The sequence below is a fragment of the Pseudomonas moorei genome (assembly GCF_008801475.1).
Lineage (GTDB): Bacteria > Pseudomonadota > Gammaproteobacteria > Pseudomonadales > Pseudomonadaceae > Aquipseudomonas > Aquipseudomonas moorei.
Map to the genome: position 1 here is coordinate 431,386 of NZ_VZPP01000002.1, position 25,413 is coordinate 456,798.

Annotated in this window: 20 protein-coding genes; 8 read left to right on the forward strand and 12 right to left on the reverse strand. The window is 59.1% G+C overall.

Features of this window, described 5'->3' with window-relative positions; translation table 11 throughout:
* Window positions 1–55 precede the first annotated feature (55 nt).
* The 5 genes from folE2 (at window position 56) to F7R06_RS04965 (ending at window position 4,406) form a co-directional block, all read left to right on the forward strand.
* Window positions 56–952, forward strand: coding sequence for a GTP cyclohydrolase FolE2 (gene folE2, locus F7R06_RS04945; protein ID WP_090326821.1), 897 nt, complete (start codon window positions 56–58; stop codon window positions 950–952).
* Window positions 949–1,617 (forward strand): metal ABC transporter ATP-binding protein, encoded by a 669-nt coding sequence (locus tag F7R06_RS04950; RefSeq protein ID WP_090326825.1) that lies wholly within the window; start codon window positions 949–951, stop codon window positions 1,615–1,617. Before folE2 ends, F7R06_RS04950 begins: the two co-directional genes overlap by 4 nt.
* Window positions 1,617–2,483, forward strand: a complete 867-nt coding sequence (locus tag F7R06_RS04955) for a metal ABC transporter permease (protein WP_090326828.1) — start codon at window positions 1,617–1,619, stop codon at window positions 2,481–2,483. Before F7R06_RS04950 ends, F7R06_RS04955 begins: the two co-directional genes overlap by 1 nt.
* 11 nt (window positions 2,484–2,494) lie before the next feature.
* Entirely contained in the window at window positions 2,495–3,370 is an 876-nt protein-coding gene (locus F7R06_RS04960) for a metal ABC transporter substrate-binding protein (RefSeq protein ID WP_090326830.1), read from the forward strand.
* Window positions 3,371–3,500: 130 nt separating this feature from the next.
* Window positions 3,501–4,406: a His/Gly/Thr/Pro-type tRNA ligase C-terminal domain-containing protein gene (locus F7R06_RS04965; RefSeq protein WP_090326833.1), complete on the forward strand. Its 906-nt coding sequence runs from the start codon at window positions 3,501–3,503 to the stop codon at window positions 4,404–4,406.
* Window positions 4,407–4,483: 77 nt separating this feature from the next.
* Here the strand turns inward: F7R06_RS04965 and F7R06_RS04970 are convergent, their stop codons facing one another.
* A complete protein-coding gene (locus F7R06_RS04970) occupies window positions 4,484–5,005 on the reverse strand; it encodes a DUF3617 domain-containing protein (protein WP_090326836.1) in 522 nt (173 codons plus the stop codon).
* A 132-nt stretch (window positions 5,006–5,137) separates the two neighbouring features.
* Here F7R06_RS04970 and cls point away from each other — a divergent pair, with 132 nt between their 5' ends.
* Entirely contained in the window at window positions 5,138–6,577 is a 1,440-nt protein-coding gene (gene cls, locus F7R06_RS04980) for a cardiolipin synthase (protein ID WP_090326838.1), read from the forward strand.
* Here cls and cfaB read toward each other — a convergent pair.
* The 5 genes from cfaB to hflK (F7R06_RS05005) all read right to left on the reverse strand — a co-directional run bounded on the left by cfaB (window position 6,574) and on the right by hflK (F7R06_RS05005) (window position 13,949).
* Window positions 6,574–7,761 carry a C17 cyclopropane fatty acid synthase CfaB gene (gene cfaB / locus F7R06_RS04985; protein ID WP_090326841.1) on the reverse strand — a complete coding sequence of 396 codons (1,188 nt, stop codon included), beginning with the start codon at window positions 7,759–7,761 and terminating at the stop codon, window positions 6,574–6,576. The genes cls and cfaB overlap by 4 nt on opposite strands.
* Before the next feature lie 227 nt (window positions 7,762–7,988).
* Entirely contained in the window at window positions 7,989–9,896 is a 1,908-nt protein-coding gene (locus F7R06_RS04990) for a cation-translocating P-type ATPase (protein WP_090326844.1), read from the reverse strand.
* On the reverse strand, window positions 9,893–10,951 hold the full coding sequence (hflK, locus tag F7R06_RS04995) for a protease modulator HflK (protein ID WP_090326846.1): 1,059 nt from the start codon (window positions 10,949–10,951) through the stop codon (window positions 9,893–9,895). Before hflK (F7R06_RS04995) ends, F7R06_RS04990 begins: the two co-directional genes overlap by 4 nt.
* Window positions 10,948–11,991, reverse strand: a complete 1,044-nt coding sequence (gene hflC / locus F7R06_RS05000; RefSeq protein ID WP_090326848.1) for a protease modulator HflC — start codon at window positions 11,989–11,991, stop codon at window positions 10,948–10,950. Before hflC ends, hflK (F7R06_RS04995) begins: the two co-directional genes overlap by 4 nt.
* Window positions 11,988–13,949 carry a protease modulator HflK gene (gene hflK / locus F7R06_RS05005; protein ID WP_090326850.1) on the reverse strand — a complete coding sequence of 654 codons (1,962 nt, stop codon included), beginning with the start codon at window positions 13,947–13,949 and terminating at the stop codon, window positions 11,988–11,990. Before hflK (F7R06_RS05005) ends, hflC begins: the two co-directional genes overlap by 4 nt.
* A gap of 216 nt (window positions 13,950–14,165) precedes the next feature.
* Between hflK (F7R06_RS05005) and lpdA the strand changes: the two genes are divergently transcribed.
* Window positions 14,166–15,566 carry a dihydrolipoyl dehydrogenase gene (gene lpdA, locus F7R06_RS05010; RefSeq protein WP_090326852.1) on the forward strand — a complete coding sequence of 467 codons (1,401 nt, stop codon included), beginning with the start codon at window positions 14,166–14,168 and terminating at the stop codon, window positions 15,564–15,566.
* A gap of 112 nt (window positions 15,567–15,678) precedes the next feature.
* On the opposite strand, the gene F7R06_RS05015 is transcribed toward lpdA, so the two are convergent.
* Window positions 15,679–16,152, reverse strand: coding sequence for an Lrp/AsnC family transcriptional regulator (locus tag F7R06_RS05015; protein ID WP_090326856.1), 474 nt, complete (start codon window positions 16,150–16,152; stop codon window positions 15,679–15,681).
* A 145-nt stretch (window positions 16,153–16,297) separates the two neighbouring features.
* Here F7R06_RS05015 and F7R06_RS05020 point away from each other — a divergent pair, with 145 nt between their 5' ends.
* On the forward strand, window positions 16,298–16,927 hold the full coding sequence (locus F7R06_RS05020; protein ID WP_090326858.1) for a LysE family translocator: 630 nt from the start codon (window positions 16,298–16,300) through the stop codon (window positions 16,925–16,927).
* Here F7R06_RS05020 and F7R06_RS05025 read toward each other — a convergent pair whose 3' ends face one another.
* From F7R06_RS05025 to F7R06_RS05045, 5 genes are all read right to left on the reverse strand, one after another.
* On the reverse strand, window positions 16,928–19,048 hold the full coding sequence (locus F7R06_RS05025; RefSeq protein WP_090326861.1) for a hypothetical protein: 2,121 nt from the start codon (window positions 19,046–19,048) through the stop codon (window positions 16,928–16,930).
* Window positions 19,035–20,231, reverse strand: coding sequence for a DUF3142 domain-containing protein (locus F7R06_RS05030; protein WP_090326864.1), 1,197 nt, complete (start codon window positions 20,229–20,231; stop codon window positions 19,035–19,037). The genes F7R06_RS05025 and F7R06_RS05030 overlap by 14 nt, the downstream gene beginning before the upstream one ends.
* A gap of 110 nt (window positions 20,232–20,341) precedes the next feature.
* Window positions 20,342–22,372 carry a pyridoxamine 5'-phosphate oxidase family protein gene (locus F7R06_RS05035; protein WP_090326866.1) on the reverse strand — a complete coding sequence of 677 codons (2,031 nt, stop codon included), beginning with the start codon at window positions 22,370–22,372 and terminating at the stop codon, window positions 20,342–20,344.
* A gap of 63 nt (window positions 22,373–22,435) precedes the next feature.
* A complete protein-coding gene (locus F7R06_RS05040; RefSeq protein ID WP_090326869.1) occupies window positions 22,436–23,062 on the reverse strand; it encodes a glutathione S-transferase family protein in 627 nt (208 codons plus the stop codon).
* Window positions 23,063–23,191: 129 nt separating this feature from the next.
* The gene (locus tag F7R06_RS05045) at window positions 23,192–24,094 is read right to left on the reverse strand and encodes a LysR family transcriptional regulator (protein WP_090326871.1); all 903 of its coding nucleotides are present in this window, start codon (window positions 24,092–24,094) and stop codon (window positions 23,192–23,194) included.
* Window positions 24,095–25,413: the final 1,319 nt, after the last annotated feature.

Below are 25,413 nucleotides of genomic sequence, written 5' to 3' on the forward strand. Positions count from 1 at the left end.
CGAATTTATTGTTATAATATAACATGTCGTTTCAACTCCCACGATGGACCTGCTTATGAATGCGCTGACTCTGCCGGATATCGCCGTGCAGGCCTCACGCCAAGCCCTGCCACTAGAGTGGGTGGGCATGTGCGGCATTGCTCTTCCTGTTTTGTTCGATGGCCAACGGCTAGTGGCAAAGGCTGATGCCGGAGTGAGCCTGGACGATGGAGAAGCACGCGGCATCCACATGTCGCGTCTTTATCTGGCGCTGGAACAACTGGAACAGGAAACGCTCTCGCCGCCTGTTCTACGACGAGTGTTACAGCGCTTCCTCGACAGCCACCCAGGGATTTCCAGCCGCGCATCCGTAAAAATTCACACGGATTTACTGCTTAAAAGACCCGCGTTGATTAGCCCGCTGGCTGGCTGGAAAACCTACCCCGTGACCATCGAAGCGCATTTGAAGAACGCAATGTTCCACGTGGAACTAAAAATCGACGTGCCTTATTCCTCAACCTGTCCCTGTTCGGCGGCGCTGTCCCGGCAATTGATTCAGCAACAGTTCATCACTGATTTCGCCAACACCTCCCTGCAACACGCCGATGTTTTGGCTTGGCTCGGGTCAACAAAAGGCATCGTGGCGACGCCGCACAGCCAACGCAGCATCGCCCAATTGCATCTTCGTCTGGATGACTTCCTGGATGAGCTGCCACTGATTGCAATCATCAACGACGCCGAAGCAGCCCTCGGTACCGCCGTGCAAACCGCGGTCAAGCGCGCAGACGAACAGGCGTTCGCCTTGGCCAACGGTCAGAACCTGATGTTCTGTGAAGACGCTGCGCGACGATTGAATCAGGCCTTGAAACGCGCCCCGGGCATCAATGCCTTTCACATTCGAGTCGTCCATGCAGAAAGCCTGCACGCCCACGATGCCGTCGCCGAAAGTCGCTGGAATTGGGAGGTCGCATGATCCGTTGCCAAGCCTTGCAATGGGGGGCGCCCGGTCAACCGCTGACGCCTCCGATGGATTTCGAGTTAGCCTCGGGCAGCCTGACCGCCGTTATCGGGGCTAACGGCTCAGGTAAAAGCAGTTTGCTGAAAGTCATCGCTGGCTTGCAAAAGCCGCTGGCCGGCAATGTGGTGCTGGGGGTTAAACGTCGAGGCGCACTTTCTTTTTTGCCACAGCAACAACACCTGGACCGGCAATTTCCCATCAGCCTCCAGGCCCTGGTGGCCGCGGGTTTCTGGGGCAGCAAGCAATCGCCAGAGACACGCAGGCAAAGCCTCGAAGCCGTACTTGAAAGTTGGCACCTGGTCGGTTTGGAACAGCGCCCGTTGATGGCCCTGTCCGGCGGCGAACTGCAGCGTGCCCTGCTTGCTCGTTTGAGCCTCACGGACGCACCCTTGCTGCTGCTCGATGAGCCTCACGCTGCCCTCGATGAATCGGGTCAGGCGCTTCTCTGGGAACACATTCATGCCTGGCATACCGAGGGCCGAACCTTGGTCGTCGTGTGCCACGACTTGGCCGCTGTTCGCCAACACATGCCACAAACCCTGCTGATCAAAAGCAGTGGATGCGTCCTCGGGCCGAGTTTGGACTTGATTCATCAACAACCCCAAATGCAGGTGGCCTGATGCTCACCGCCGCAGATCTTTGGCAACCGTTTCACGAGTTCGTCTTCATGCGCCGTGCATTGCTCGGTGGATTGGCGCTGGCGTGCAGCACGGCCCCGCTGGGCGTATTTCTGATCTGGCGACGCATGAGTCTGATTGGTGATGCGGTGGCCCATGGCATCTTGCCCGGCGCTGCACTGGGCTTCTGGCTCGCCGGTTTGAGCCTCGGCGCGTTGACCATCGGCGGTCTCACCGCAGGGCTTGGCATGGCGGGCCTCGCCGCATGGATCACCCGCCGCACCGGTCTGCGCGAAGACGCCAGCCTCGCCGCTATCTACCCGATCTCCCTGGCCAGCGGCGTATTGATCCTGGGTATCGCCGGTAAACGTCTGGACCTGCTGCATCTGCTCTTTGGTTCGGCGCTAGCGGTCGATGCCCCGACTTTAACCGGCATGTTGTGGGTCTGCGGTTCCAGCCTGATCGCCATGCTGCTGATCTACCGTCCGCTGGTGCTGGACACCCTCGATCCGCTTTTCCTGCGAACCGTCAGCCGTCTCGGCCCCCTGGCCCATGGCGTCTTCCTGACGCTGGTGGTGCTGAACCTGGTCATTGGTTTCCAGGCGATCGGGGCCTTGATGGTGGTTGGCTTGATGATGCTGCCCGCCGCCGCTTCGCGCTTCTGGAGCCGTCGACTGCCGGTATTGATTGCCATTGCCGCGCTGCTCGGCAGCCTTTCGGTGTGGCTCGGTCTGCTGCTGTCGTTCCATGACTCACTCCCCAGCGGTCCCGCCATTGTGCTGGTGGCGGGTGGTTTCTATCTGGTGTCCGTGGTGTTCGGACCGGTGCACGGATTGCTGCGCCGCCCGCCTTTGCTCACATCCCAATGAGGTATTACCCGATGCGCGCTTTACTCGTGCTGTTCAGTTTGATGCTGTCGATGTCGCTGTCCGCCGCGGAAAAACTTCAGGTGGTCACCAGTTTCAGCATCCTCGCCGACATGACCCATCAGGTCGGTGGCGAGCATATCCAGATCACCAACATGGTCGGCCCGGACGCCGATGCCCACACGTACGAACCGTCACCAGATGACGCGCAAGCGCTGTTGAAGGCCAGACTCATTATCAAGAATGGCTTGGGTTTCGAACCATGGCTGGATCGCCTGGTGGCCAGCACTGAAACCAAAGCACCGGTGATCAGCGCCAGCCACGGCGTCATTCCGCGCTCACTGGATGAGGACGGCAAAACCATTCCAGACCCCCATGCCTGGCACAACCTGGCGAACACCGAGCTGTACATCAGTAACATCACCCAAGCGCTGATCGCCGCCGATCCCGCGAACGAGGCCGACTACCAACGCAACAGCCAAGCCTACCTGAAGCAGATCTACGCATTGCTGGCCGACGCCAAAGCCAAGCTCGGCTCGCTTCCTCCAGGCAATCGCAAGATCGTCACGTCCCATGACGCCTTCGGCTATCTCGGTCAGGCTTATGGAATCGACTTCATCGCGCCTCAGGGCCTGTCGACCGAACGCGAACCTTCGGCCAGCGAAGTCGCTGCGCTGATCACCCAGATTCGTCAGGCCAGGGTCAAGGCGGTGTTCATGGAAAACATCAAGGACGCCCGCCTGCTCAAGCAGATCGCCGACGAAAGTGGTGCGCAGATTGGCGGCACCCTGTACTCCGATGCGCTTGCATCGAGCGGCCCGGCCAGTACGTTTACCGGTTTGTTCGAGCACAACCTCAATACCCTCTACAACGCGTTGAGCAAACCATGACCGTGCAGAACGAGTTCTAAGCATGGTCATCGGGCACTCTGATCTGGTCCGACAAATGTCTACATGACAAACGACAACGTTTGCCTCTAATGTTTACGCGTGTGATCGAAGCATTTGAGAACAATAAACCATGATCAAGATCACCCTGCCCGATGGTTCGTTGCGTGAATACGATCAACCGCTATCCGTCCATGAGGTTGCTGCGAGTATTGGTCCAGGGCTGGCCAATGCGGCAGTAGCAGGACGGGTCGACGGTGCGTTGGTGGACTGCGAATTCATGATCAAGGCGAACGCCAGGGTCAGTATTGTCACGCCGCAGGAGCCCGATGGGCTGGAGATCCTCCGACGATCCTGTTCGTTGATGCTGGCGATGGCGGTCAAGCAACTCCATTCCCATGCACAGATGCGGACGGGCTCGGTGCTGGGTGACGGATTCTTTTGCGAGTTCGCCGTTGAGCGCCCCCTGACGTCGACCGATCTGCCCCTGATCGAAGCGCGCATGCAGTCACTGGCCGCGACCAACCACTCGATACGACGCCGTGACACACCCTCTCCATCCCTGCACCCTGAGCACTTGTCGGTCTACCGACTGGGTGACTCCGAGTATTTGACGACCGGCCCGCATGTGCCCACCACCAAGGTCCTGCAGGCATTCGCCCTTGATCACATCAGCGGGACCTTGCAGCAAAGGATCTACGGTACGTGTTGGTCCAGTCACCAAGAGTTGCAACAGTGGCGCCTGCCCCCCCATGTGATGGTGGTGAGCATCGATGAAAGTCAGGCCAGTTATGCACAATCGGTCACCGAAACCTTGCGCCGCACGGGCGTGCGCGCCTTGGCGGATCTGCGACATGAAAAAGTCGGTTACAAGATTCGCCAGCACAGCCAAACGGTGCCCTACCTGGTCGTGATTGGCGAGAAAGAGCAGGCCGGTGGGTTTGTCAGTGTGCGCAGTCGCAGCGGTGAGGATTTCGGCAGGATGAAGGTTGAAGTAGCTTGTGAATGGTTAAGGCAACCGGGAAATGGGCACGTGTGAACACAATCCCTTCGCAAGCCAGCCTCATTCCTGTCAATCAGTGACATCTGCAGGAACAAGGCTGGCCCGCGAAACTTTTAGGCCCTTGGCTTTACGGTTCCGCAATCCTGACCCAACCATACGGCGCGGGTATCGAGACTGCCCTTCTGCTGAATACCGGTGGCATTGAAGGTACCGTTGACCTTGGTCGTGAACTCACGATCACTGACGAAAGTAGCGACACCCGCACCTTGAGCCTTCGGACAACTGAAGCGGAATTTCCACTGGTTGCCATTGCGATCAGTGATTTCCTGCTTGCAGCCCGACTGCGGGTCCGTGAGTGGAATGTTGTCAGTCTTGACCTGCTCCGGGGTCAAGCACGCGCGGATTCCCTTACCGCCCATGGTGATGCCCTGCTTTTCCAGCTGCGCGCGCTGTTCAGGGGTCATTTGACTTTGAAGCTGACCGAGGATCAATTGCAGATCCGGCAGGTTCTGGTCATCGACTTTCATATTGCTTGAGGTCAATTCCCACAAGCCTGGCTGAAGCATTTGCGCCTGAGCGGCCACAGGAAGCGCCAAACCCAGTGCCATGGCCAAACCCAGCAGACGAACGTTCATCGTGAAACTCCTGATCAATAGTGGCCGTTAGACGTCAGCCACGGTCTTCGGTTCATGGGTCAATTAATTAGCGACATTCTGCCCGGAACATGGTCTGTTACGCATTGAATCTTCAGGAGCAAGGCTGCCCCCATGGATTATTTTGGCCCTCATATTTTTGGCTACACAATCGCCCTGCTGCATTTTCTAGGCATGATCGCGGCAATACACGCGGTGTTGACCGTTCGCACCGCCCAGGGATCGATCGCATGGGCCCTGTCGCTGGTTTTTATACCCTACCTGACGCTTGTTCCTTATCTGGTATTTGGCCGCAGTACTTTCGATGGTTACATCAAGGCCCGGCGCCAGGCCAACGAAGAGATGCGCAAGGCCATCTCCGAGCTCAACTGGCGGCCATGGGTAGAAGAAGCACTCACCGCTCGCGCCTCAATCGCCTACGCCTCTTTAAGAGCAATGCCAAGGCTGGGCCGCATGCCGTGCCTGGCCAACAATGAAGTGCGACTGTTGATCAACGGCCGCGCCACTTTCGATGCGATATTCGACGCCATCAGTCAGGCGAAAGAAGCCGTACTGATCCAGTTCTTCATCGTTCACGACGACCGCCTCGGGCAACGTCTGCGTGATTTGCTGCTGCAGAAGGCCGCCGAAGGCGTGGCGATTCACTTGCTGTACGACCGGATTGGCAGTCACACCCTGCCCCACAGTTATGTGCAGTCGCTGCGTGAGGGGGGCGTCGAGGTCAAAGCCTTCGCTACCCGCAGCGGCTGGCTTAACCGCTTTCAGGTCAACTTTCGTAATCATCGCAAGATTGTCGTCGTTGACGGGGTGCTGGGCTTCGTCGGCGGGCACAACGTCGGCGACGAATACATGGGCGAGAAACCACCCCTGGCGCCTTGGCGCGATACCCATGTGCGAGTGCGCGGCCCAGTGGTGGCGTGCATGCAGGAATCCTTTGCCGAAGACTGGTTCTGGGCTGCGCGCGAACTACCGCCCCTGATCCTGCCCGATGTGTACCCGGATGCCGGAGTACTCTGCCAATTGCTGGCCAGCGGGCCGGCGGATTCCTACGAGACCTGTTCGTTGTTCTTCGTCGAAGCCATTCATGCGGCAACCGAACGGGTATGGATCACCAGCCCGTATTTCATTCCGGACGAAGCGGTGTTCGCCGCCTTGCGCCTGGCGGTGTTGCGTGGGGTGGATGTGCGGCTACTGCTGCCGTCACGACCCGATCACCGAATCGTCTACGCAGCCTCCAGCCTCTATGCCTTCGAAGCCGTGCGTGCCGGGGTGCGCGTGTTCCGCTACCAACCCGGTTTCCTGCATCAGAAGGTGGTCTTGATCGACAGCGAAATCAGCGCCATAGGCAGCGCCAACCTGGACAACCGTTCGTTCCGGCTGAATTTCGAAGTGATGTTGCTGACAGTCGATAGCGACTTTGCTGCCGAGGTGGAGCGGATGCTCAACGATGACTTCGCCCAGGCTCACGAAATCGCCAAAGAAGAAAGCCGGGAAACCCACCGCCTGCAACAGGTCGGCATGCGGGTTGCCCGGCTTATTTCGCCGATTCTTTAAGGCGTGTAGATGTCGTCACGGGTCCATGGCAGTTCATGGCTGCCATCCGGATGGGTCTTCACTGCAAGGATCTGATGCAGATTGATCCAGCCCCTGGCGAACGCGTAGGCGCAGCCGGCCAGGTACAGCCGCCAGATCCGCAACGCTTGATCCGGCACCTGTTTGGCGGCGGCTTCAAGGTTGTCTTCCAGGCGTTCGCTCCAATGGTCAAGGGTGCGCGCGTAGTGCAGACGCAAGCTCTCGACATCAACAATCTCGAGTCCTGCCTCGCTGATCTCGGCAGAGATCATCGACAGGTGCGGCAGTTCGCCATTGGGGAATACGTATTTCTCAATGAAATCCCCAGCGCCACGTCCCACCGGACGACCATCGGTGTGCTTGGCCGTGATCCCGTGGTTCATTACCAGGCCGCCCTCCTTCACCGCTCCGAACAAGGTTTTGCAGTACTCGGCCAGGTTGGCGTGACCCACGTGTTCGAACATACCGACGCTGACAACCTTGTCGAAACGACCGTCTTGCGGCAAATCGCGGTAGTCGAGCAATTGCAGTTCGACCAGGTCCTCCAGCCCTTCCTCTTTTACGCGTTCACGGGCCAGGGCCAGTTGCTCCTTGCTCAGCGTGATGCCGAACACTTTCGCGCCGAATTCGCGGGCCGCATACCGCGCCAGCCCGCCCCAGCCGCAGCCGACATCCAGCAAATAGTCACCCGGTTGCAGGCGTAACTTGCGGCACAGATGGCGGAATTTTGCTTGTTGGGCTTGCTCAAGACTCTCGCTGCCGGTCTCGAAATAAGCGCAGGAATAGGCCATGTCGCTGTCGAGCCACAGCTGATAAAACGCATTGGACAGATCGTAGTGATAGGAAATCGCCTTGGCGTCGGTTTCCTTGTCGTGGAGGGTACGTACAGGCTGACTGCCATCGTCCTCTGCTATCAGCGCCTGACTCCATTCATCGCACACGCGAATCACGTCGCTGATGGAACCCTCCAGCTCCAGTTTGCCCTCGACAAACGCTGCTCCGAGCGCGTCCAGGCTTGGATGAGTGAACTGGGTAACCATTTGTGGGTCCTTGACCACAATCGTGACGCTGGGCGTCGGCCCCAGATTGAATTCATGGCCGTCCCAGAGTCGCAGGCGTAGCGGTAACTGCAGATTCTGTAAGGCCGGTGGAAGTTGCGCGAGCATGGATAATCCCCCTTGTTTCAGACGTCTGATCAGAGGGTAGACCATCTTGAAAAAATAGCTGGCTATCGAACTAATAGCCGCTTTCTATGATTCGCGGCAAAAGACCGCTTGTTACCGCGAATACACAAAATGCCGAGCCCTCACTTTAAATGACTGCGAACAGCGCACACAGTTCTGAAATCTTTCCACCGAGCATCCCGCGTGCTAGAGCCGCCGCCGAATGGAACTCACTCCTCATCCTTTAACTTGAGCAGCGGTTCTTGAAAGCGCAGCAGCCGCCCTGCATTGCCCAGCACCAACAATGTACTGAGGTTATGCAACAACGCCGCAATCATCGCGCCCGCCGCACCGAGCCAGCCGAACGCGGCAAAGGCCACAATCGCCAGGGTCCAACCCAGGCCGATGATCACGTTGACCTGCAAAGTCTGTCGGCATTGCCGACTCAAGCGCACGCAGGTACCGAGGCGACGCAGGTCGCTGCCGATCAGCACAACATCAGCCGACGCCAACGCGATATCCGCCCCGCCTGCGCCCATCGCAACACCCACTACGCCAGCCTTGAGTGCCAGCGAATCGTTGATGCCGTCCCCCACCACCATCGGCCGGAAACCGTTGCCGATCTCCTTGAGCACGCGATTCAGTTTGTCCTCGGGCAAGGCCTGCGCTTCGACATCACTGATGCCGACATCCCGAGCGAGTGTATGAGCGACACTTTGACGGTCACCGGTCAGCAACAGCTGCCGACCCAATCCAAGTTCGCGCAACTCATTCAAGGCAAATTTCGCTTCCGGTTTAACGCTGTCGGCCAACAACAGCCAGGCGAGGAATTCACCGTTGAGCGCCAGCCCGGCAATCGGACCGTCGTGGTCTGGAACGCTTGAGGTGGCGATGCCCAACTGGGCGAACAACTCCGGTCGCCCCAGTGCGGCTTCGCCTTGCTCCGTCATGGCCACCACACCCAAGCCCTGACGCTCGTGAATGTTCGACAGCAGCAAAAAATGATCTTGAGTCACCAGCCCGGCCAGCGCCCGACTGACCGGGTGGCTGCTGGCGGAGCCGAGGCTGGCGGCGAGTTTCAAGACGTGGCTGCGGTCCTCCAGCGGACTGTCGATGGCTTGCAGGCGCAAGGTGCCGAAAGTCAGGGTTCCGGTCTTGTCGACCACCAGGGATGTCAGGTCGGCCAGCTCCTCAAGGAACGCCGAACTGCGAATCAGAATGCCGTGCCGCGCCGCCACCGCCACCCCGGCAATTGCCGTCGCTGGTGCCGACAACACCAGCGCACAAGGACAAGCCGCCACCAACACCGCCAGCATGGCTTGAGCGTCGTTGGTGATGAACCAGGTCACTGCGGCCAGTAGCAATACCAGCACCATGTAGCTTCCGGCATAACGCTCCAGCAACCGGGTGATCGGCGGCTTGGAGCGTTCGGCGTTTTGCATCAGCGCGATGACTTTACCCAGAGTCGATTCGCGCCCCGTTCGGGTCACTTCGATGCGCAGCAAGCCATCGAGATTAATCGCACCACCGAACACCGGCATGCCGACGCCGGCCTCGATCGGCACCGATTCACCGGTGATGGACGCGGTGTCCAGACTCGCCTGACCGGACAACACGAGACCATCCGCCGGCACCCGGTCACCGGCACGAACCTCCACCCGATCGCCCGCCTTCAGCGAACCGTTGTCCACCTCGACGATGGAGCCATCCGCCTGAACCTTGCGTGCATGGCTGCGAGTCAGTTTGCCCAGGGCGTGAATGGCTTCTTGCGAGCCAATGACACTGCGTTCTTCCAATACGTGGCCGAAGATCATGATGATCGGAAGCAACGCCGCCGTCAGCAGATCGCCTGTCGCCCAGGCACCCAGCATGGCCAGGGCGATCAATTGATCGGTGATCCCGTGCAAACTCGGATACCTCAGGCTGTACCAGGCCGAACGCATGACGGGCACGGCCACCAGCACGGAAGCAAAACCCAGGAGTAACTGGCTGACACCGATCTGTTGCGGCGACAACCAGCGCCACAAGAGTCCCAGCGCAAGCAAGCCGAGAGCAAGCATGGCGAGGGTCAATTGACGGGCAGCGCTGCGCTGTTCTGCCGAGGACAACATGCTCGGCGCAGCAGTTTGAGCGGTCATTGTGCAGCTCCCTGAATGATCAGGCGGGAATCGTCTTTCGGATCAACCGTGGTGACCGAGCCTGCCTGGCCAAGAATCTTCGGTATCCGTTCGCGGTAGATCCGCATCAACATTTGCGGGTCGGTGCCCTGTTGTTGCGCGGTGGTCAGGCTCAACACCGTGGCCGTATCCGCCGAGGCTTTTGCCAGTCGTTCGCTCGCCTGAGCGTGGGCGACCTGCAGTGTGCGGTCGGCTTGTTCGTTGGCGGTCTGGGTCAGCTTCTCGGCGTCAGTGCGCGCGTTGGCCACGGCTTTGTCGGCTTGTTGACTGGCCGTCAGTACGGCGTTGAAGGCATTGACCGCAGGGTCCGGCAGACTCGATTGCACATCGACCCGCGATACTTCGATCCCCAGTCCCTGCCCCGTCGCCGATAATTCAGCCAGGCGTTGATTGATACCTTGCACCAGATCACCGCGCAGACGTTCACGCCTCTCGGCGGCCTGATTATCCGCACCGATCAATTCCGGGCGGGCGACCAGAATAGTGTCCAGGTCACGTGCAGCGGCAAGCGCCACCGCACTGCGGGTCACGACGCGGTCCAGCGCCGGCAGTACATGCTCGCCTTGAAGCACGAAGGCATACGGCTCAGTGACCTTGTAGAAGACCCGCACATCCAGTTGCACCACACCGGCATCACCCGTCAGCAGGTAACCGGAACCTGCCAGCGCATCGCTGATCGGCGTTGCGAAACTGGCCACGCGATCAGCCTGCAATGCGGCGTCCGTGCGCAGCAGATTTTCCACGCGACGCTCGATCACCCGGTCCGCCGCCGGCAGCAAAATCACCTGCTCAAACGGTCGAGGCCAGGCCAACAGCAAACCGGCATTCTGGATGCGATCCAGCGCGCCAAAGTGCAAAACCACCGCACGATTTTGCGGATCTATTTGCCGCACGTTGGAGAACGCCCACGCCAGAGCGGCCAGAACCGTTACCGCGTAAAGCGCGAGAAATGCCAAGCGCCCGGCCTGTATCCAGGGGCTGCTCAACTCATTTGTTCCACGTGGAACCCAACTCATGGCTGAGATCCGGACTTGTTATCGAGCGTTGGCGGACCATCAACCAATACCCGGAAAGGCGCGGCATCGGTGCGCAGAATCAGCTTCGTACCCGGCGTGACCACGGTGCCCAAGGTATCGAGCGAACGCAGCAGGTTGTATAGCTGTGGTGAACCGGCATAGGCGCGGCCATAAATCTGCGCGGCTTCGACTCGGGATTGCGCCTCGATGTCAGCCGCTTTCACGGTCGCATCGGCCTGGACGATTCGCGCATCACGTTCCGCTGCGGAGCGGATTTGCGCGGCTTCGCGCTTGCCGATGGCCGTGCGTTCGGTGGCGATGGTTTCACGCTCGGCGCGCATGCGATCGACCGTCGCGCTCAGGGTCACCGAAGGTAAGGTCAGGCGTTCGATACCCACTTGCAGTACCCGCACGCCGTAGGTGGTCAGCAACTGCTGATCGATTTGCTTACGCAGTTGCGCCTCGAAATCAGCGATGTGAACTTGACTGGCGTCGGTGTTCACCAGATTGGCGAGATCAAAACTGCTGGCCGTGGTCTCCAGTGCCGAGCCGACAAAAGTACGGATCTGTCGCGCCGCTTCGTCTGGCTGATTTTGCACCGCGCGCATAAAGCGCTGCACATTGTCAGGGTCACCCTGCACCTGCCAGGCCACGTAGGCCTGGATAATGATGCGCAATCCGTCGCGCGTGCCGACATCCTGCAAACCGCTGGACGTGGTGCGCAGACGCAGATCAACCGGAATCGCCGCTTCGAACGGGGCCGGCCAACGCCACCCCAGACCGGGTTCAAGCAAGACCCGCGACGGGTTGCCGAAACGGGTAATCACCGTCGCTTCACCCGAACGCACTTGCACCAGGCTCGCAGCCGCCACCGCAAACGCCACCAGCAATGCAGCCCACCCCATGCGTCGCCAAGGGAATGGACCGGCCTCTTGCGGATCGCCGTGGTGGTGATGGTGATGACCGTGGTGGTGATGCCCGCCATGACCGTGATCGTGGCCACTGTGGTCATCGTGATCGTGGGTATGTGACTGGCTCAATGGGCGGCTCCTGGCTGAGAGGATTGACGCGACGACGCAGGGTCAGCCGGCAACGTGAACGTACGGAGATCGATGGTCGGCGCATTACTGCTGCCGCCCAGGCGATGATCGAGGACCAGCAACCTGGCATTGGCCAGGCCCTGGGAAAGTTGATCGAGGTATTGCTCAAGCACGAAGGCCTGGCCCGCACTGGCATAAGCCTTTTTCTCGGCGGCGAATTTCAGGTCGGCAGCCTTGGCCGTCGCATTGATTTCCCGGGCATTCGCCGTGGCTTGATCGCGGGCCATGCTGGCCTGTAACTGGGCCTGATTGGTGGCTTCGGCGGCGGCGCCGCGTTCACGGGCGATCAGGGCTTGCGCGCCGATCTGCGCCGCTTGTACGCCGTGATAAGCATTGGCCGCCCCTGCCGGTGGATGAATCGCCTCGACCACCGTGGCGAGAATTTCCACGCCGCTGTCGAGTTTCTTCAGGTCGGCCTGCACCGCCCGGCCAATTTCTTCGGCGAGCCCTACCCGGTCCTCACCGAGCAAACCGTCAAGAGTCCGCGAGGCGAAGTCGTGGACCAGAATGCGGCTGGCGGTGCTGCGGATCAGCGTCGGCACATCCGCGCTGTTGTAAGTCGCCGCCAACGCCGCCTGATCATCCAGACCGATGCGATAGACAAAACGGACGTCCATGTTGACGATCTGGAAGCTCTGTTTGTCGGCACGGCTGCTGGCAATCACCTGGGATTTGTCATTCACATGGCTGGCGTCCCATAACCGGTTGGCCGTTATCGGCGCCGGACCTTCAGCGGGGTCGGCCTGCACAGGGGCTGACGTTTCGCCCACGCTGGTGGCCAATTCATGAACCACGCCGTTTTCGACACTTATCACCCTGCCCAACGGCCAGGGTAAACCTGCATGTAATCCAGGGCCGAACACCGCCACGGGTTTGCCGAAACGCTCGTAGATCCCCCGCCCTTGCAACGGTATTTCGTGAACACCGGTCAGCGACCAACCGACGATGGCGACAACACCCAGCACCGGCAAAAACGCCCGACGCATGTAAGTGAAGGCCCAGATCTGTCGCAGGTCGATGCCGAAGCGGTTGTGCAATTCGTGCTGCAAGGCCAGCAAGGGTTGCGGTGGCCAGCGCAGCAAGTCGGCAACAAAGCTACGCGCCAGCAATGCAGGTTCGAGTCGATCCCGACGAGGACTGAACAATGACAACACGGCACGCAGCAACAATTCGAAGGCGACGAGCCCCGGCAGCAGGCCGATCAGTACGGCCAGGCGCACTGGCCAGACCGAGGTTTCATTGCCAAACAACAGGCATAACGCACTGAGTATCAGACTGATGATTGCCACACGGGTGAGTTGCGCCAATGCGCCTGCTTCGGGCCATTGGGCACTGCCTTCCTGTGTCAGCTGACGCTCCAGCACCAGCAAGCCGAAGGCCAGCAACAGCGCCAAGGCAGCGCCGACAGTGGCCGACATCCCCAGGGCGGCGGGCGGTAAATCAAGGTTCCATGCTTGTTCGACGCTGAGCAATGCAAGCAGTGCCCAACCACCCAACCACAGCGTTGGCGTACCGATATGTCTTAGCAGATTCAGCCAGCGCTGACTGATCCGCTCCAGCAGCCGTTCGTACCAGCCCAACGGGGCTTCGGCCTCTTCAGAAGCGACCACCAACGGCGCCAGCGGACTCATCGCCCGCGCGCGCCATTGCGTCACCCACCAGGCGGATTGCAAGCCTGCAACCAGTACCAGCAACGCAGCGCTCTGATTGAACAGCAGGGCCGGCCAAAGGGATTGAGGCGCAAACAGCCCGACAAAAAAACCTGACACCAGGCCCATTGCCGCGAGTGCGCCCAGACCGATGGCGAACAAGCGCAATCGGCGCCCCTGAAAAACGGCCTGCTGAAAGCGCGGCAGTCCGGCTGCCTGCGCTCCTTCATCATCGAGATCGACTTGCATACCACCCCAGTGTTTACGTTGCTCACGTCGCATTTCGTTACGATATAACGCAATCGGTGAAATTTCCGTACATATTTGCTCTATCTAAAAATGCCCAACCTGTCCCTAGGCTGAAGCCTTGACCGAAATGCACTAAAACGCTCATATTACGATCGTAATTTTTTTCAAAGACTACTTTTACCCCTCCACCATCCGCTTTCAATCCAGGAGTAATCCATGAGCACTTATGACGTCGTGATACTTGGTGGTGGCCCCGGTGGCTACAACGCAGCCATCCGCGCGGGCCAACTGGGTTTGAAAGCAGCGTGCGTAGAAGGACGCGCCACCCTGGGGGGCACCTGCCTGAACGTTGGCTGCATGCCATCGAAGGCGTTGCTGCACGCCTCCGAACTGTACGACGCGGCGATGGGTGCGGAATTCGCCAACCTGGGTATCGAAGTCAAACCCACGCTCAATCTGGCTCAGATGATGAAACAGAAAGACGAGAGCGTGGCCGGTCTGACCAAAGGCATCGAGTTTCTCTTTCGCAAAAACAAGGTCGACTGGATCAAGGGATGGGGCCATATAGACGGGCCGGGCAAAGTCACGGTAACGGACAGCAGCGGTGGCAAGACCGAACTGAGCGCCAAAGACATCATCATCGCCACCGGTTCGGAACCCACTCCCCTGCCCGGTGTGGATATCGATAACCAACGCATTCTCGATTCCACTGGCGCACTGTCACTGACGGAAGTCCCGAAACACCTGGTGGTGATCGGCGCCGGAGTGATTGGTTTGGAGCTGGGTTCGGTCTGGCGGCGCCTGGGGGCTCGAGTGACCGTGGTCGAATACCTGGATCGGATCTGCCCGGGCGTGGACGGCGAGGCAGGCAAAACCCTGCAGCGCTCATTGAGCAAACAAGGGATCAGCTTCAAGTTGAGTTCAAAAGTGACCCGCGCCACAACTTCCGCCACCGGCGTTCAACTCAGCGTCGAGCCCGCCGCAGGCGGCACCGCAGAGTCGATTGAAGCCGATTACGTGCTGGTGGCCATCGGACGCCGACCTTATACACAGGGTCTGGGGCTGGAGAACGTCGGCCTCAGTACAGACAAACGCGGCATGCTCGCCAACAAGGGCCACCGCACCGAAGCCGCTGGCGTCTGGGTGATTGGCGATGTCACCTCCGGCCCGATGCTCGCGCACAAGGCCGAAGACGAAGCCATGGCCTGCGTCGAGCAGATCGTTGGCAAGGCCGGCGAGGTCAATTACGACTTGATCCCCAACGTGATCTATACCAAACCCGAACTGGCCAGCGTCGGCAAGACCGAAGAACAACTGAAGGCCGAAGGTCGTGCATTCAAAGTCGGCAAATTCCCCTTCACCGCCAACAGCCGGGCGAAGATCAATCACGAAACCGAAGGCTTTGCCAAAGTACTGGCTGATGAGCGCACGGACGAAATCCTCGGCGTGCACCTGGTGGGCCCGAGCGTCAGTGAAATGATTGGCGAATATTGCGTGGCCATGGAGTTCAGCGCGTCCGCCGAAGACATCGCCCTGACCTGTCACCCGCACCCGACGCGCTCCGAGGCGTTGCGCCAGGCCGCGATGAATGTGGAGGGGATGGCGACGCAGATGTAACGCGCCTGAGTTTCCTGTGGCGGGTCCATTGCTTTCGCGAGCAGGCTCGCGCTCCCACATTGAAATGCATCCATCTGTGGGGGTGAGTCTGCTCGCGAAAAGATCGCCTTGGCTAAAGCGGCAAATGCCCCAAGGGCAACGCCCCCGGCGTCTTCACCGTGTGAATGGCAAAGTTGCTGCGGATATCGCTCACGCCCGGCAATTTCAACAAGCATCCCGTGAGAAACCGGTCATACGCACGCAAATCCGGCACCACCACCTGTAACAGAAAATCCGATTCCCCTGACACCAGAAACGCCGAAATCACTTCGGGCAGTGCCGTCACCGCCAGTCGAAAGGCTTCTGCCTGCTCGTCGTTATGGCGCTCGACCTTGACCCCCACGAACACGGTCAAGCCAAGCCCGACTTCATCGCGATCCAGATTGGCCTGATAGCCACGAATAACCCCGGCCTCTTCAAGCATCCGCACCCGCCGTAAACAGGGCGACGCAGACAGTCCGATTTCGTCAGCCAATTGCACATTGCTCAAGCGACCGTCCCGTTGCAGTGCGGCGAGAATCTTGCGGTCGTAGGCATCCAGTTTCATGGTTTGGCAGATCCCGATGGTACGAAGGTCAAAGACTGGCAGATTATGCCAAGACTGGTCGTTTTAGAAGCGAACTACGCAACCACCTGCCCCGCTCTTGCGCCCTAGACTGGCCTTACCGAATCGACAACGAATGGGGTGCAACATGGCGGGACTGTGGCTGTTTTTCATGGCATTGGCGGTGGTGTATTTATTGCCCGGCCCCGACATGATCCTGCTGTTGCAGACCGGTGCTCGCCAGGGCAAAGGCGCTGCGCTGGCTACGGCGGTGGGCCTGGCCATCGCCCGGGCCTGCCATGTGGCGCTGGCGGCATTGGGATTGGCGGCACTGTTCAAGGCGGCGCCCTGGACCTTCGACGTGGTGCGTCTGGCCGGTGCCGCGTACCTGTTGTGGATCGGTGTTCAGTGCCTGCGCACGACCCTGCTGCCGAACCTCAATGGCGCCCATCAAACCACCGGGAAACCGCGCTGGGCGCAGGCGATACAGCGCGGCCTGCTGACCAACCTGCTTAATCCCAAGGCGTTGTTGTTCTGCTCCGTTCTGTTGCCACAGTTCATCAATCCGCACGCCGGGCCGGTGCTCGCACAATTCGCGACGTTGGGCGTGGTGTTGGTGGCCGTCGGTTTGCTGTTCGACAGTGCCTATGCGCTGGTCGGTGCGGCCTTGGGCCGATGGCTGCAACGCAGTCCATCCGCCCAACGCCTGCAGCAGTGGCTGTTTGGCAGCCTGTTGATCGGTTTCGCGGTGCGGCTGACCTTTGTTCAGCAGGCGTAATTACGCCCGCTTCTTGCGCTTGTGACGGTTGATCAGCAACAGGGCGATCGCTGTAAACACCACGACCCCCCCCATCTCCAGCCACTTTTTGTAGGGCCGAAGTGTTGCACGGATGGGGGCCATAGCTTGGGTCACGTAACGCTTATCAGCATTCTCGATTTCCGGATAAGGGCAGCGCTCGCCGAAAAATACGGCCCAATCAACATAAGGGCCTTCCTTGACGTAGCGCTGATAGAAAGCGCGTTTTTCATCAGAATCGGTATTCCACCCGGTCGCCGCACACAGCACAGCCGCGAATGCCTGACTGGTATGAGGCAAGTAATCGGCGGCACGACTGGCCAATGCATTGGCGACATAACGGTAGTGATAACGCCGATCGGGTTGGGCAGCACTGACACGCTGGCGGATGACTTCCTGTTCGGCCACCCATGGACCAACTTTGAGTTCGTTGCTTTCGAGACTGTAATTGCCAGCCAATGTGGCGTAGTCCGGGGCCATCTCGTAACCCAAGAGTTCCATTCCGTCGAATCGGGCCAGCGTTGCGGCGTGGAAATAGGCAAATGCACGCTTGCTCGGCCACCATTTTGATTCAGCGTCCTGGCGCAACTGCCCATACCACGTTGCCTTATTCTGTAAATCCACGCTGTCGAAGTAGGCCGGTGCCTCTTCGTAACGTGCTTCACGCAACAAGCGCCGCCCGAGCAAATTGCGCAGCTTGGCGGCCACCGGCAGCGGTACATAGTTGTCGCGATCCTGCTGACTGAGTGCCGGTGGCGCCGGAACCTGAGTGTCGACGTAATGTTTGAGCTCATCGACGGTCAGCACGCGCTCGGCGACTGTAGCCGCATCGAACCAGTAAATGTCGTTGCTTCGATAAAGCTGATCAAAAGCCTGCAGGTAATCCCCGCGCTGCAAGGCCAGAATCGCGCTTTCGCCTTCGACCCGACACTTGGGCTGGAGCGTTTCGTAATCGTAGTCCGGCGTTCTGCGCTCACCCCAGGATTCATTCTGCGGGAAAGCCTGGGCCGCCTTCGCATAAGCGGCAGCCGCAGCATTTTTATCACCCTCGCGCACCGCCAGTTTGGCCCGCAGCCACCAAGCCAGGCCGCCATCGCCGGCGTGTTCCAGGAAGGCCTTGGCGCTGGCGTAGTCACCCTGTTGATAATTGACCGCCGCCAGGCGATCGGCGTTATCGAGCGTACCGCGCGTGCTGCTTTGAAGGAGTTTGATCAATTTCTGTTCGTTGGGCGGCTGATCGCCGAATGACCAACCCAGTCGACTGATCAAGGACGCCGTGATCAGCTGTTGTACCGCTTTGCCCTTGAGCAGTTCGGCCAGTTGATCGTCCGGCATCGCTGCAAGTTCAGCCATCAACAGCTTCAGCGAGGTGTAGCCAACCGCCGAACCCTGGAGGTTTTGCGTGGCATACAATTCGATGGCGCTGTTCCAGTCGCCCTCCTTCCGGGCAACGCGGGCTTGTTCACCCAGACTGGCAACGCCCAACTCCAGCGGATCGCTGAAACCATCGATGCTCAGTTGCCGGGTTTGCTCGAAAGCCTGGCGCGACTGCGCCAGCACGTCGGGATCGGCGCCCGCTTCCAAGCTGATGGCAAACAACGCCCGGCCCAGCGAGTATGCGGCCCATGTGCTGCGCAACGATCGTTGATCGGCCGGCAGCGCCAATACCTTCTTAAAATACTCCGCCGCCAATCCAAAATCGCCGCCAGCAAATGCCACGGCACCGGCCAGATAGAACTTGAGCTCAGCCGGCAGCTTTTCGCCCCCAACCTCAACCTGGCGAGCATCGGTCAACGCACGCAACTGTTGCACCAGCGCCTGCTGATCGGCCGTCAAACCAGCCTGCTCGGCCTGACTGCGCTGTTCTGCATAGTCGGTTGTTTCCATGCTGTTGACGGCTTGAGTGACGTGTTTCAACCCGGCAATGGCATGCCCCAGGCGATTGACCTCGAAATTGAAGTTACCCTCAGGCAGTTCCGCCAGCGACTGGTTACGATTGTCGAGCAGGCGCATGGGGAAATCCGGCCCGCACGCCAGCGCCGAACCCAGCGGCAGGCTGAGACTCAGGCAAAGTAGATGGCGGGACCAGTTACGGGTAAACATTCGAACCTCCTTGATCAATATGTGCACAGCGAGCCCAACCCATGGCACGCTGTCCGCCAGCCGCTATTCGACCGTCATGCAGGCGGGTGAAGGTAAGCAGATCCGGGCCTTGTTGCAACGCATAACCGGCCAGCGCATCCGCCCCCTCACACCCTCGAACCGCCAACGTCACACGCTCGGGCCAGGCTGTGTCGAGGTTGCCCTCGTTGTTGATGTCGATGTCATAGAGGCCTTCGTGGGCCGAGAGTTTCAGCGCCAACCGACTGTTCAGCGCGTCACCGCGTACTACAGCGCGCAAGGTCATCAGGCTCCAGGCGCGACGGTCGTTGGCCAGTGGCAGGCGAAACCAGATCAGGCCCGCCAGATGTGCCGGCGGATCGGCACGCAATTCGGCGCCAAGCTGTCTGAGTTGCAGTGGGTCGGCCAGCAATTCCTGACGCTTGCCCTCACGTTCGAGGCGAATCTCACTTTCCACGATCGGCGCACCGCCCGCACTGGGCAACAACGCCACGCCGTATGCCGGCAACGCTAAATAGAAGGGCTTCGAAGTGATACGGCTCCATTCTTTCGCCCAGTGCCGGGCCTGCGCCGGATCGAACAGACCACGACGCGGGTCGCTGACGGCATGCACTTGCAGCACGCTGCTATCAACTGTGGATAACAATGCAGGCAATTCGCGACTGTCGAGCCACGCCGGCAACGCGGTGATGCTCAGCGGCAAAGAGGCTGGCAGATTGGCGCGCAAATGCTGCAGAAACTCACGGTACGCCGGTAGCCGGGCGTTACCTGCATCGTGGTCGATTTCCACACCGGAGAGGCTCAGTCCAAGCGCCTGCCAATCACTGATCACCTGTTGAATCTGTGTCGTGACCTCATCCTGATCCAACGACTTGAGCTGGCCATCGAGGCGAATCACGGCAATCAGTGGCCGCCCGTCTCGCTTGAGCAATGCAGGATCAATCCGTGCCCGACTCCAGCCGGCCTGGGGAAAGGCTTGAAGCGCCAACACCCGCAAAGTGGAAAAGTCTGCGCGGCTGTCCCTCAGAGCGACGTCATGATCAGGTGTCCATTGTCGTTGCCAGACGTAGAGCTGCTGATCGAGTGGCGGAGCATCCTGTTCTTCGCAACCGCTGAACAGCGCCAGCGATGTCAGCAGGACGATCCAGCGAGCAAGAAAAACCATTAAGGCGCCTATCCCTGAAAATGCAGAAAGAGCCAGTGACGGCCCTTTCGTTCTGCGCTCTACCCTACTGAGCCATCGCTCTCCGGGCAATGATGGCTTATGACGACTCTTCAGATATCCAGCACCAGAGGCTGCGCGCCCTGAGCCGGAATTGCACAACAAATCAGCACCTGTCCTTCCTCCGGTACTTCGGCGGGTGGCTGTGGATAATGCACCTGGCCGCTGATCAAACGCGTCTTGCAGGTCCCGCAGGAACCCCCTCGGCAGCTGAATTCCGGGCGCAATCCGCGACTTTCCGCCAGCTCCAGAAGACTGCTTCCATCGGGTTGCCAGCGAGCCTCTTTGGCGGAGCGCTGGAACACCACCGGTACCGAGGTGGTGGAGGCTGGCGGTTGTTCGATAACCACGGCGTCCGGGTCTGGTTGTCGACGCAATGTAGAGGGCCCGAAGGTTTCGGCGTGAATCCTTGCATCGCGGATGTCCAGCTCGCGCAATCCGTCGTACTTCGCTTGGGTAAAACTTCCCGGACCGCACAGGACGAAATCCAGAAGATCGTAGTCCTCGACCTCAAGCAGATCCTTGAGTAGCGCGACGTCAATTCGTCCGGTCAGGTCGAAATCTTCACCCTCACGCGCCGAAGGCTCTGGTTGACTGAGCAGCCGCACTACCCTGACGGCATCACCAGCGTCATCAAGCAAGCGGTCCAGTTCACGACGAAACACTTGATCGCCCAACGTACGCGAACTCTGCAAGAACCAGGTCGGCCGAATACGGCGGGTACGCAAACCTTGATAAACCACCTCACGCAGCATCGACAAAAGCGGCGTAATGCCAACTCCGGCGGCCATCAACACCAGCGGACGGCGCTCATGAGGGGCTACAGTGAAATGCCCTTGAGGTGCACGCGCTTCCAAAAGATCACCGACGTGAACCTGTTCGTGCAGGTGTGAAGACACACGTCCGTCACGTTTGACACTGATGCGGAAGAAATCATCGGACGGTGCGCTCGACAGGCTATACGTGCGGATATGCACTTCGCCATCAATGTTGAACCGCAAGGGCAGATGCTGCCCGGCGTGGAACAAAGGCAAACCGGCACCGTCGGCGGGCTCCAGGTAGATCGAGCGAATGTTGTGGCTTTCCGGTTCGATCTTCACCACCCGCAGCGGCCGCCAGCTGTCGCCCAAGGCCTGTGCTTGCAGGCGGGCCGTGGCTTGCGCCCAAGTGCCAGTCAGCAAACTGGTGGGTGACACGCCGTCGAAACGCCAGCGCAAAGCCAAGGCGGCGGGTCGACGCACCACATGTTCCACGTGGAACGTCCACAAGCGCTCGGCCCCCTGAAAGGCTTCGACCTGTGGACCTTCAAGGATGATTTCGGTGCGACCGCTGAGTTGCAGCAGGTCACCGGAATTGAAATCGATGAACAACAAACCAGCCCTGGGATTGGCCAGAAGGTTGCCCAATGTGTTGAAAAAAAGATTGCCGGCGAAATCCGGGATGGTCAGGCGATTACCTTCTACCTGTACAAAACCGGATTGACCGCCGCGATGGGAAACATCCACCGAACGCTCACCCTCGACGTCCACATAACTGGCGACAAAGAAGGTATCTGCCTCGGCAATCATCGCCTTGGCCGCCTCATCCAGCTCGCTGTAATGCTGCGCGAGTCGGGTTGCCGGATCTGCCAATGGCACGGATCGAAACTGCCGTAGTTGAATGTATTGCGGACAGTTGCCGTAAGACTGCTGCACCGTCACGCCAAAGCCGTTCGAGGACATTGCGCCGATACGACCATTGATACGGTTGCGACGCCGGGTGTGAAGTTCGATCCCAAGCAGACCGATCGCCGCCCCATCAGCCAATTGCGCCGGATCATCGGCAGCCGGCAAGCTGCTGAATTGCAACAGCCCTGGTTCAGGTGAATGGGCGAAGCCCGGTGCTCCTTCCAGCACGCTGGCCCACGGATTGCCATTTGCATCCACCGCGCCGTAAAGCATGAACGGCAGTTGCTGATAGAACGTACGGTGCTGGTCGGGCATCTCGGTGCGAATTACCCGACGCCCCAACACCTCCATTCGCTCAGCGACACCCACATGAGCCTGCAACTCTTTTTCGCCAGCATGCCACGGTGAACGGTCCATTACGGCTACTCCCCTGCACTCTCGGCGCAGCGTGAAGGGCCCGACAGTGTCGGGCCGCTAGCATCAGGCAGTTTTTTGCAGGCCCGCAACGGTGCGCGGCATGCCGACAAATCCTGGCAAGGCTTCTACCCGTGCCAGCCAGGCGCGGATGTTGGCGTAGTCGTCCAGCGAGACATTGCCTTCAGGTGCATGGGCGATGTAGCTGTAGGCTGCCACGTCAGCGATGGTCGGCTCGCTGCCAGCCAGCCAAGGCGTATTGGCCAGTTCATGATCGATGATCTTCAGCACGGTATGGGCGTAAGCGATCGTTTCTTCAGCGTTGTAAGGTGCGCCAAATACCGTGATCAACCTGGCCCTGGCCGGACCAAAAGCAATCGGCCCGGCAGCAACCGACAACCAACGCTGCACCCTGGCGGCACCCACCGGATCGGTTGGCAACCAACGACCCTTGCCGTATTTCTGTGCCAGATAAACCAGGATCGCGTTGGAATCGGCCAATACCACGCCTTGGTCATCCAGCACCGGCACCTGACCAAAAGCATTGAGTGCCAGGTATTGCGGTTGCTTGTGTTCGCCCTTGGCCAGGTCGACGAAGATCAACTCGGTTGGTAATTGCAGTAGCGAAAGCATCAGCTCCACACGGTGCGCGTGGCCGGAACGGGGAAAGTTGTAGAGTTTGATGGCTTGCATGGTCGACTCCGCAGGATGAAAAGCGCTGTTCGGTGGATCAGCGCAGGAGGCAGTCATCTTCTACCAGTCACCAAAACAACAGAATAACCAGCAAACGCAATCCATTATTTCAACCAGCGCAATAAACCATCAACCACTCAGTGCGGGGTTTTCCCTGAGCGCCTTCACGGTAAAGTCCACAAAGCTGCGGACGCGTGCCGGGGCATTGCGCCCTCCCTGATACATCACATGAATGGGCAAAGCCGGCATTTCGAAGCCGGCCAGGATGATCTCCAGCTCTCCAGCCGCGACCTTGCCCGCCACCTGATAAGACAAAACCCGAGTGAAGCCCAGGCCAAGGCTCGCAGCGGTAATGGCCGCCTGATTCGCCGTCACCACCAGCCGTGGTTCAGGACGGACATTCAGCGCCTCGCCATCGACCAGGAATGGCCAGCTTCTTTGTTGGCCTATCGACGATGTGGCGATGATTGGCGCTTTCGCCAGGTCTTGCGGATGTCTTGGCCTTCCGTGAATGGCAAGAAACTGCGGTGACGCGCAAATCACTCGTCGCACCTCACCGACTCGAATGGCGTGCTGATTGCTGTCGGGTAGCTCACCGATGCGCACGGCCACATCGATGCCCTCCTCCACCACACTCACTATCCGATCGACTAACAACGCATTGATCGTGACGTCGGGAAATTGCGTCAGAAAATTCACCATCAGCGGTGTGATGAACAGCTCACCAAACAACACCGGCGCCGTCAGCGTCAATTGCCCACGGGGTTGGGCATGACTGCCCGCCACCGAATCCTCGGCTTCCTGGACCTCAGCGAGAATTCTCCGACAATCTTCAAGATAACGCTGGCCCGCCTCGCTCAGGTGCACGCTGCGCGTAGTGCGCGTCAGCAGCTGCGTACCAATACGTTTCTCCAACGCCGCCACCGCGCGGGTGACACTGGCTGCCGACATGCCCAGACGCCGCGCCGCCGCCGAAAACCCCTGGTCCTGAGCCACGGCGGCGAAGACCTGCATTTCCTGGAAGCGGTCCATGGGTATGTCCTCGATTCGGATAAAAAAATCGCAACCATTGGGCTGCGATTTTTAGAGGGTTGAATTTTGAGAATTAAAGCTGTCGCGAGGAGATGGCGGATTCCGTGGCCTCCAAACCTCTACAAATAATTCGCAAAACTGTCGCATCAGCCTAAAACGCCACTTAGGCGCAAATCGCTTGAGAATTAAAACTGTCGCGCCACGGTACGTAATGGATCTGGCCTATTTTTTGCCGCCATCTGGCTGCAACTCTGTGAGATGCGCGTGGGATGAGACCTCCACTGCAACAATGAAATCTCACACTGACCTGGACCAAGACCTTAGCTGGCAGATGTCGGCCTGTCCCGATGATGGTGAGAGACCTCGATCCTTGAGTCATCGCCACATACAGATCCTTCGCATCAAGCGCATCCGCATCCACATCGAGGATGACGGCATGGTCATACTCAAGGCCATTAACCAGGACCGTGGTCAAAATCAGCTTGCGCTGGCTGACCGGCCATCCCGAGAGCCTCATCTCGCGCTGGTACAGGTTACCCTCCTCCGCAAAAGTCGCGCCTTGGCCGTCGACAGGGTTCACAAAATAAATGAAAGAAGCCCACTCGCCTCACAGAATAGCTGCTTCCCAGTAGAGACGTGCTCACTTCAACTGTTAGCGCTGATGCGATTTTGACCCAGGCTGCTGATTTTGCCTGACCTAAATTCGGCCTATGAATCTCGCGCCTAGACATCGTTTACTGATGTATTTAGGTGGGTTAACGATTTCCGGCAGCCTGGGTCAAAATCGCATCAGCGCCAACACCCTAGCTCCTTCGCAATCTCCAAGGTTCCACTAACCGGTGCCAGATAGACACCTTTCATCAATGGATGCCCACGAAGTGGATGGCCTGACTTCAGAGGCCATAGCATTTTCTGCTCGTGAAGATCGAACAGATCAGGATGGTAAAGAGCCAACTGCGTAAACACCTTCTCAGGGGAGGAAAGCGCGTGCAATTCTCGACCGAGCTTGCGGCTGTTGAGTCTGCTGATACGGGATCCTTTCGGAGCCTCGCGTGGCATAGCCAGGGTCGAGGGGATGTATATGTCCCCCCATTCGAAGCTACTTTGACGGCTCAAGATGAGGGTTACTCGTTGTTCTGGTGTCATATATGCAATCCATTTTCTGGGCCTCAGAGCGTCATATTGATTGGGGATAAAACCTATAACGTCATGAAAACCCACGTATTACGGGCTCGCGCGCGGACTAGCGCTGTGGATAACGCTAACTTTCCTGTGGACGAACGAAGCCGTGCGAGACTTGACGTCCCGCAGTTAGGAAT

Coding starts and splice junctions, on each gene's coding strand:
- hflK (WP_090326850.1), bottom strand. CDS start 13,949: ATGCAAGTCGATCTCGATGATGAAGGAGCGCAGGCAGCCGGACTGCCG.
- F7R06_RS04990 (WP_090326844.1), bottom strand. CDS start 9,896: ATGACCGCTCAAACTGCTGCGCCGAGCATGTTGTCCTCGGCAGAACAG.
- folE2 (WP_090326821.1), top strand. CDS start 56: ATGAATGCGCTGACTCTGCCGGATATCGCCGTGCAGGCCTCACGCCAA.
- F7R06_RS05015 (WP_090326856.1), bottom strand. CDS start 16,152: ATGAAACTGGATGCCTACGACCGCAAGATTCTCGCCGCACTGCAACGG.
- F7R06_RS04970 (WP_090326836.1), bottom strand. CDS start 5,005: ATGAACGTTCGTCTGCTGGGTTTGGCCATGGCACTGGGTTTGGCGCTT.
- F7R06_RS05040 (WP_090326869.1), bottom strand. CDS start 23,062: ATGCAAGCCATCAAACTCTACAACTTTCCCCGTTCCGGCCACGCGCAC.
- F7R06_RS04950 (WP_090326825.1), top strand. CDS start 949: ATGATCCGTTGCCAAGCCTTGCAATGGGGGGCGCCCGGTCAACCGCTG.
- cls (WP_090326838.1), top strand. CDS start 5,138: ATGGATTATTTTGGCCCTCATATTTTTGGCTACACAATCGCCCTGCTG.
- F7R06_RS04960 (WP_090326830.1), top strand. CDS start 2,495: ATGCGCGCTTTACTCGTGCTGTTCAGTTTGATGCTGTCGATGTCGCTG.
- F7R06_RS05035 (WP_090326866.1), bottom strand. CDS start 22,372: ATGGACCGTTCACCGTGGCATGCTGGCGAAAAAGAGTTGCAGGCTCAT.
- F7R06_RS04955 (WP_090326828.1), top strand. CDS start 1,617: ATGCTCACCGCCGCAGATCTTTGGCAACCGTTTCACGAGTTCGTCTTC.
- F7R06_RS05020 (WP_090326858.1), top strand. CDS start 16,298: ATGGCGGGACTGTGGCTGTTTTTCATGGCATTGGCGGTGGTGTATTTA.
- F7R06_RS05045 (WP_090326871.1), bottom strand. CDS start 24,094: ATGGACCGCTTCCAGGAAATGCAGGTCTTCGCCGCCGTGGCTCAGGAC.
- F7R06_RS05025 (WP_090326861.1), bottom strand. CDS start 19,048: ATGTTTACCCGTAACTGGTCCCGCCATCTACTTTGCCTGAGTCTCAGC.
- lpdA (WP_090326852.1), top strand. CDS start 14,166: ATGAGCACTTATGACGTCGTGATACTTGGTGGTGGCCCCGGTGGCTAC.
- cfaB (WP_090326841.1), bottom strand. CDS start 7,761: ATGCTCGCGCAACTTCCACCGGCCTTACAGAATCTGCAGTTACCGCTA.
- hflK (WP_090326846.1), bottom strand. CDS start 10,951: ATGAGTTGGGTTCCACGTGGAACAAATGAGTTGAGCAGCCCCTGGATA.
- F7R06_RS05030 (WP_090326864.1), bottom strand. CDS start 20,231: ATGGTTTTTCTTGCTCGCTGGATCGTCCTGCTGACATCGCTGGCGCTG.
- F7R06_RS04965 (WP_090326833.1), top strand. CDS start 3,501: ATGATCAAGATCACCCTGCCCGATGGTTCGTTGCGTGAATACGATCAA.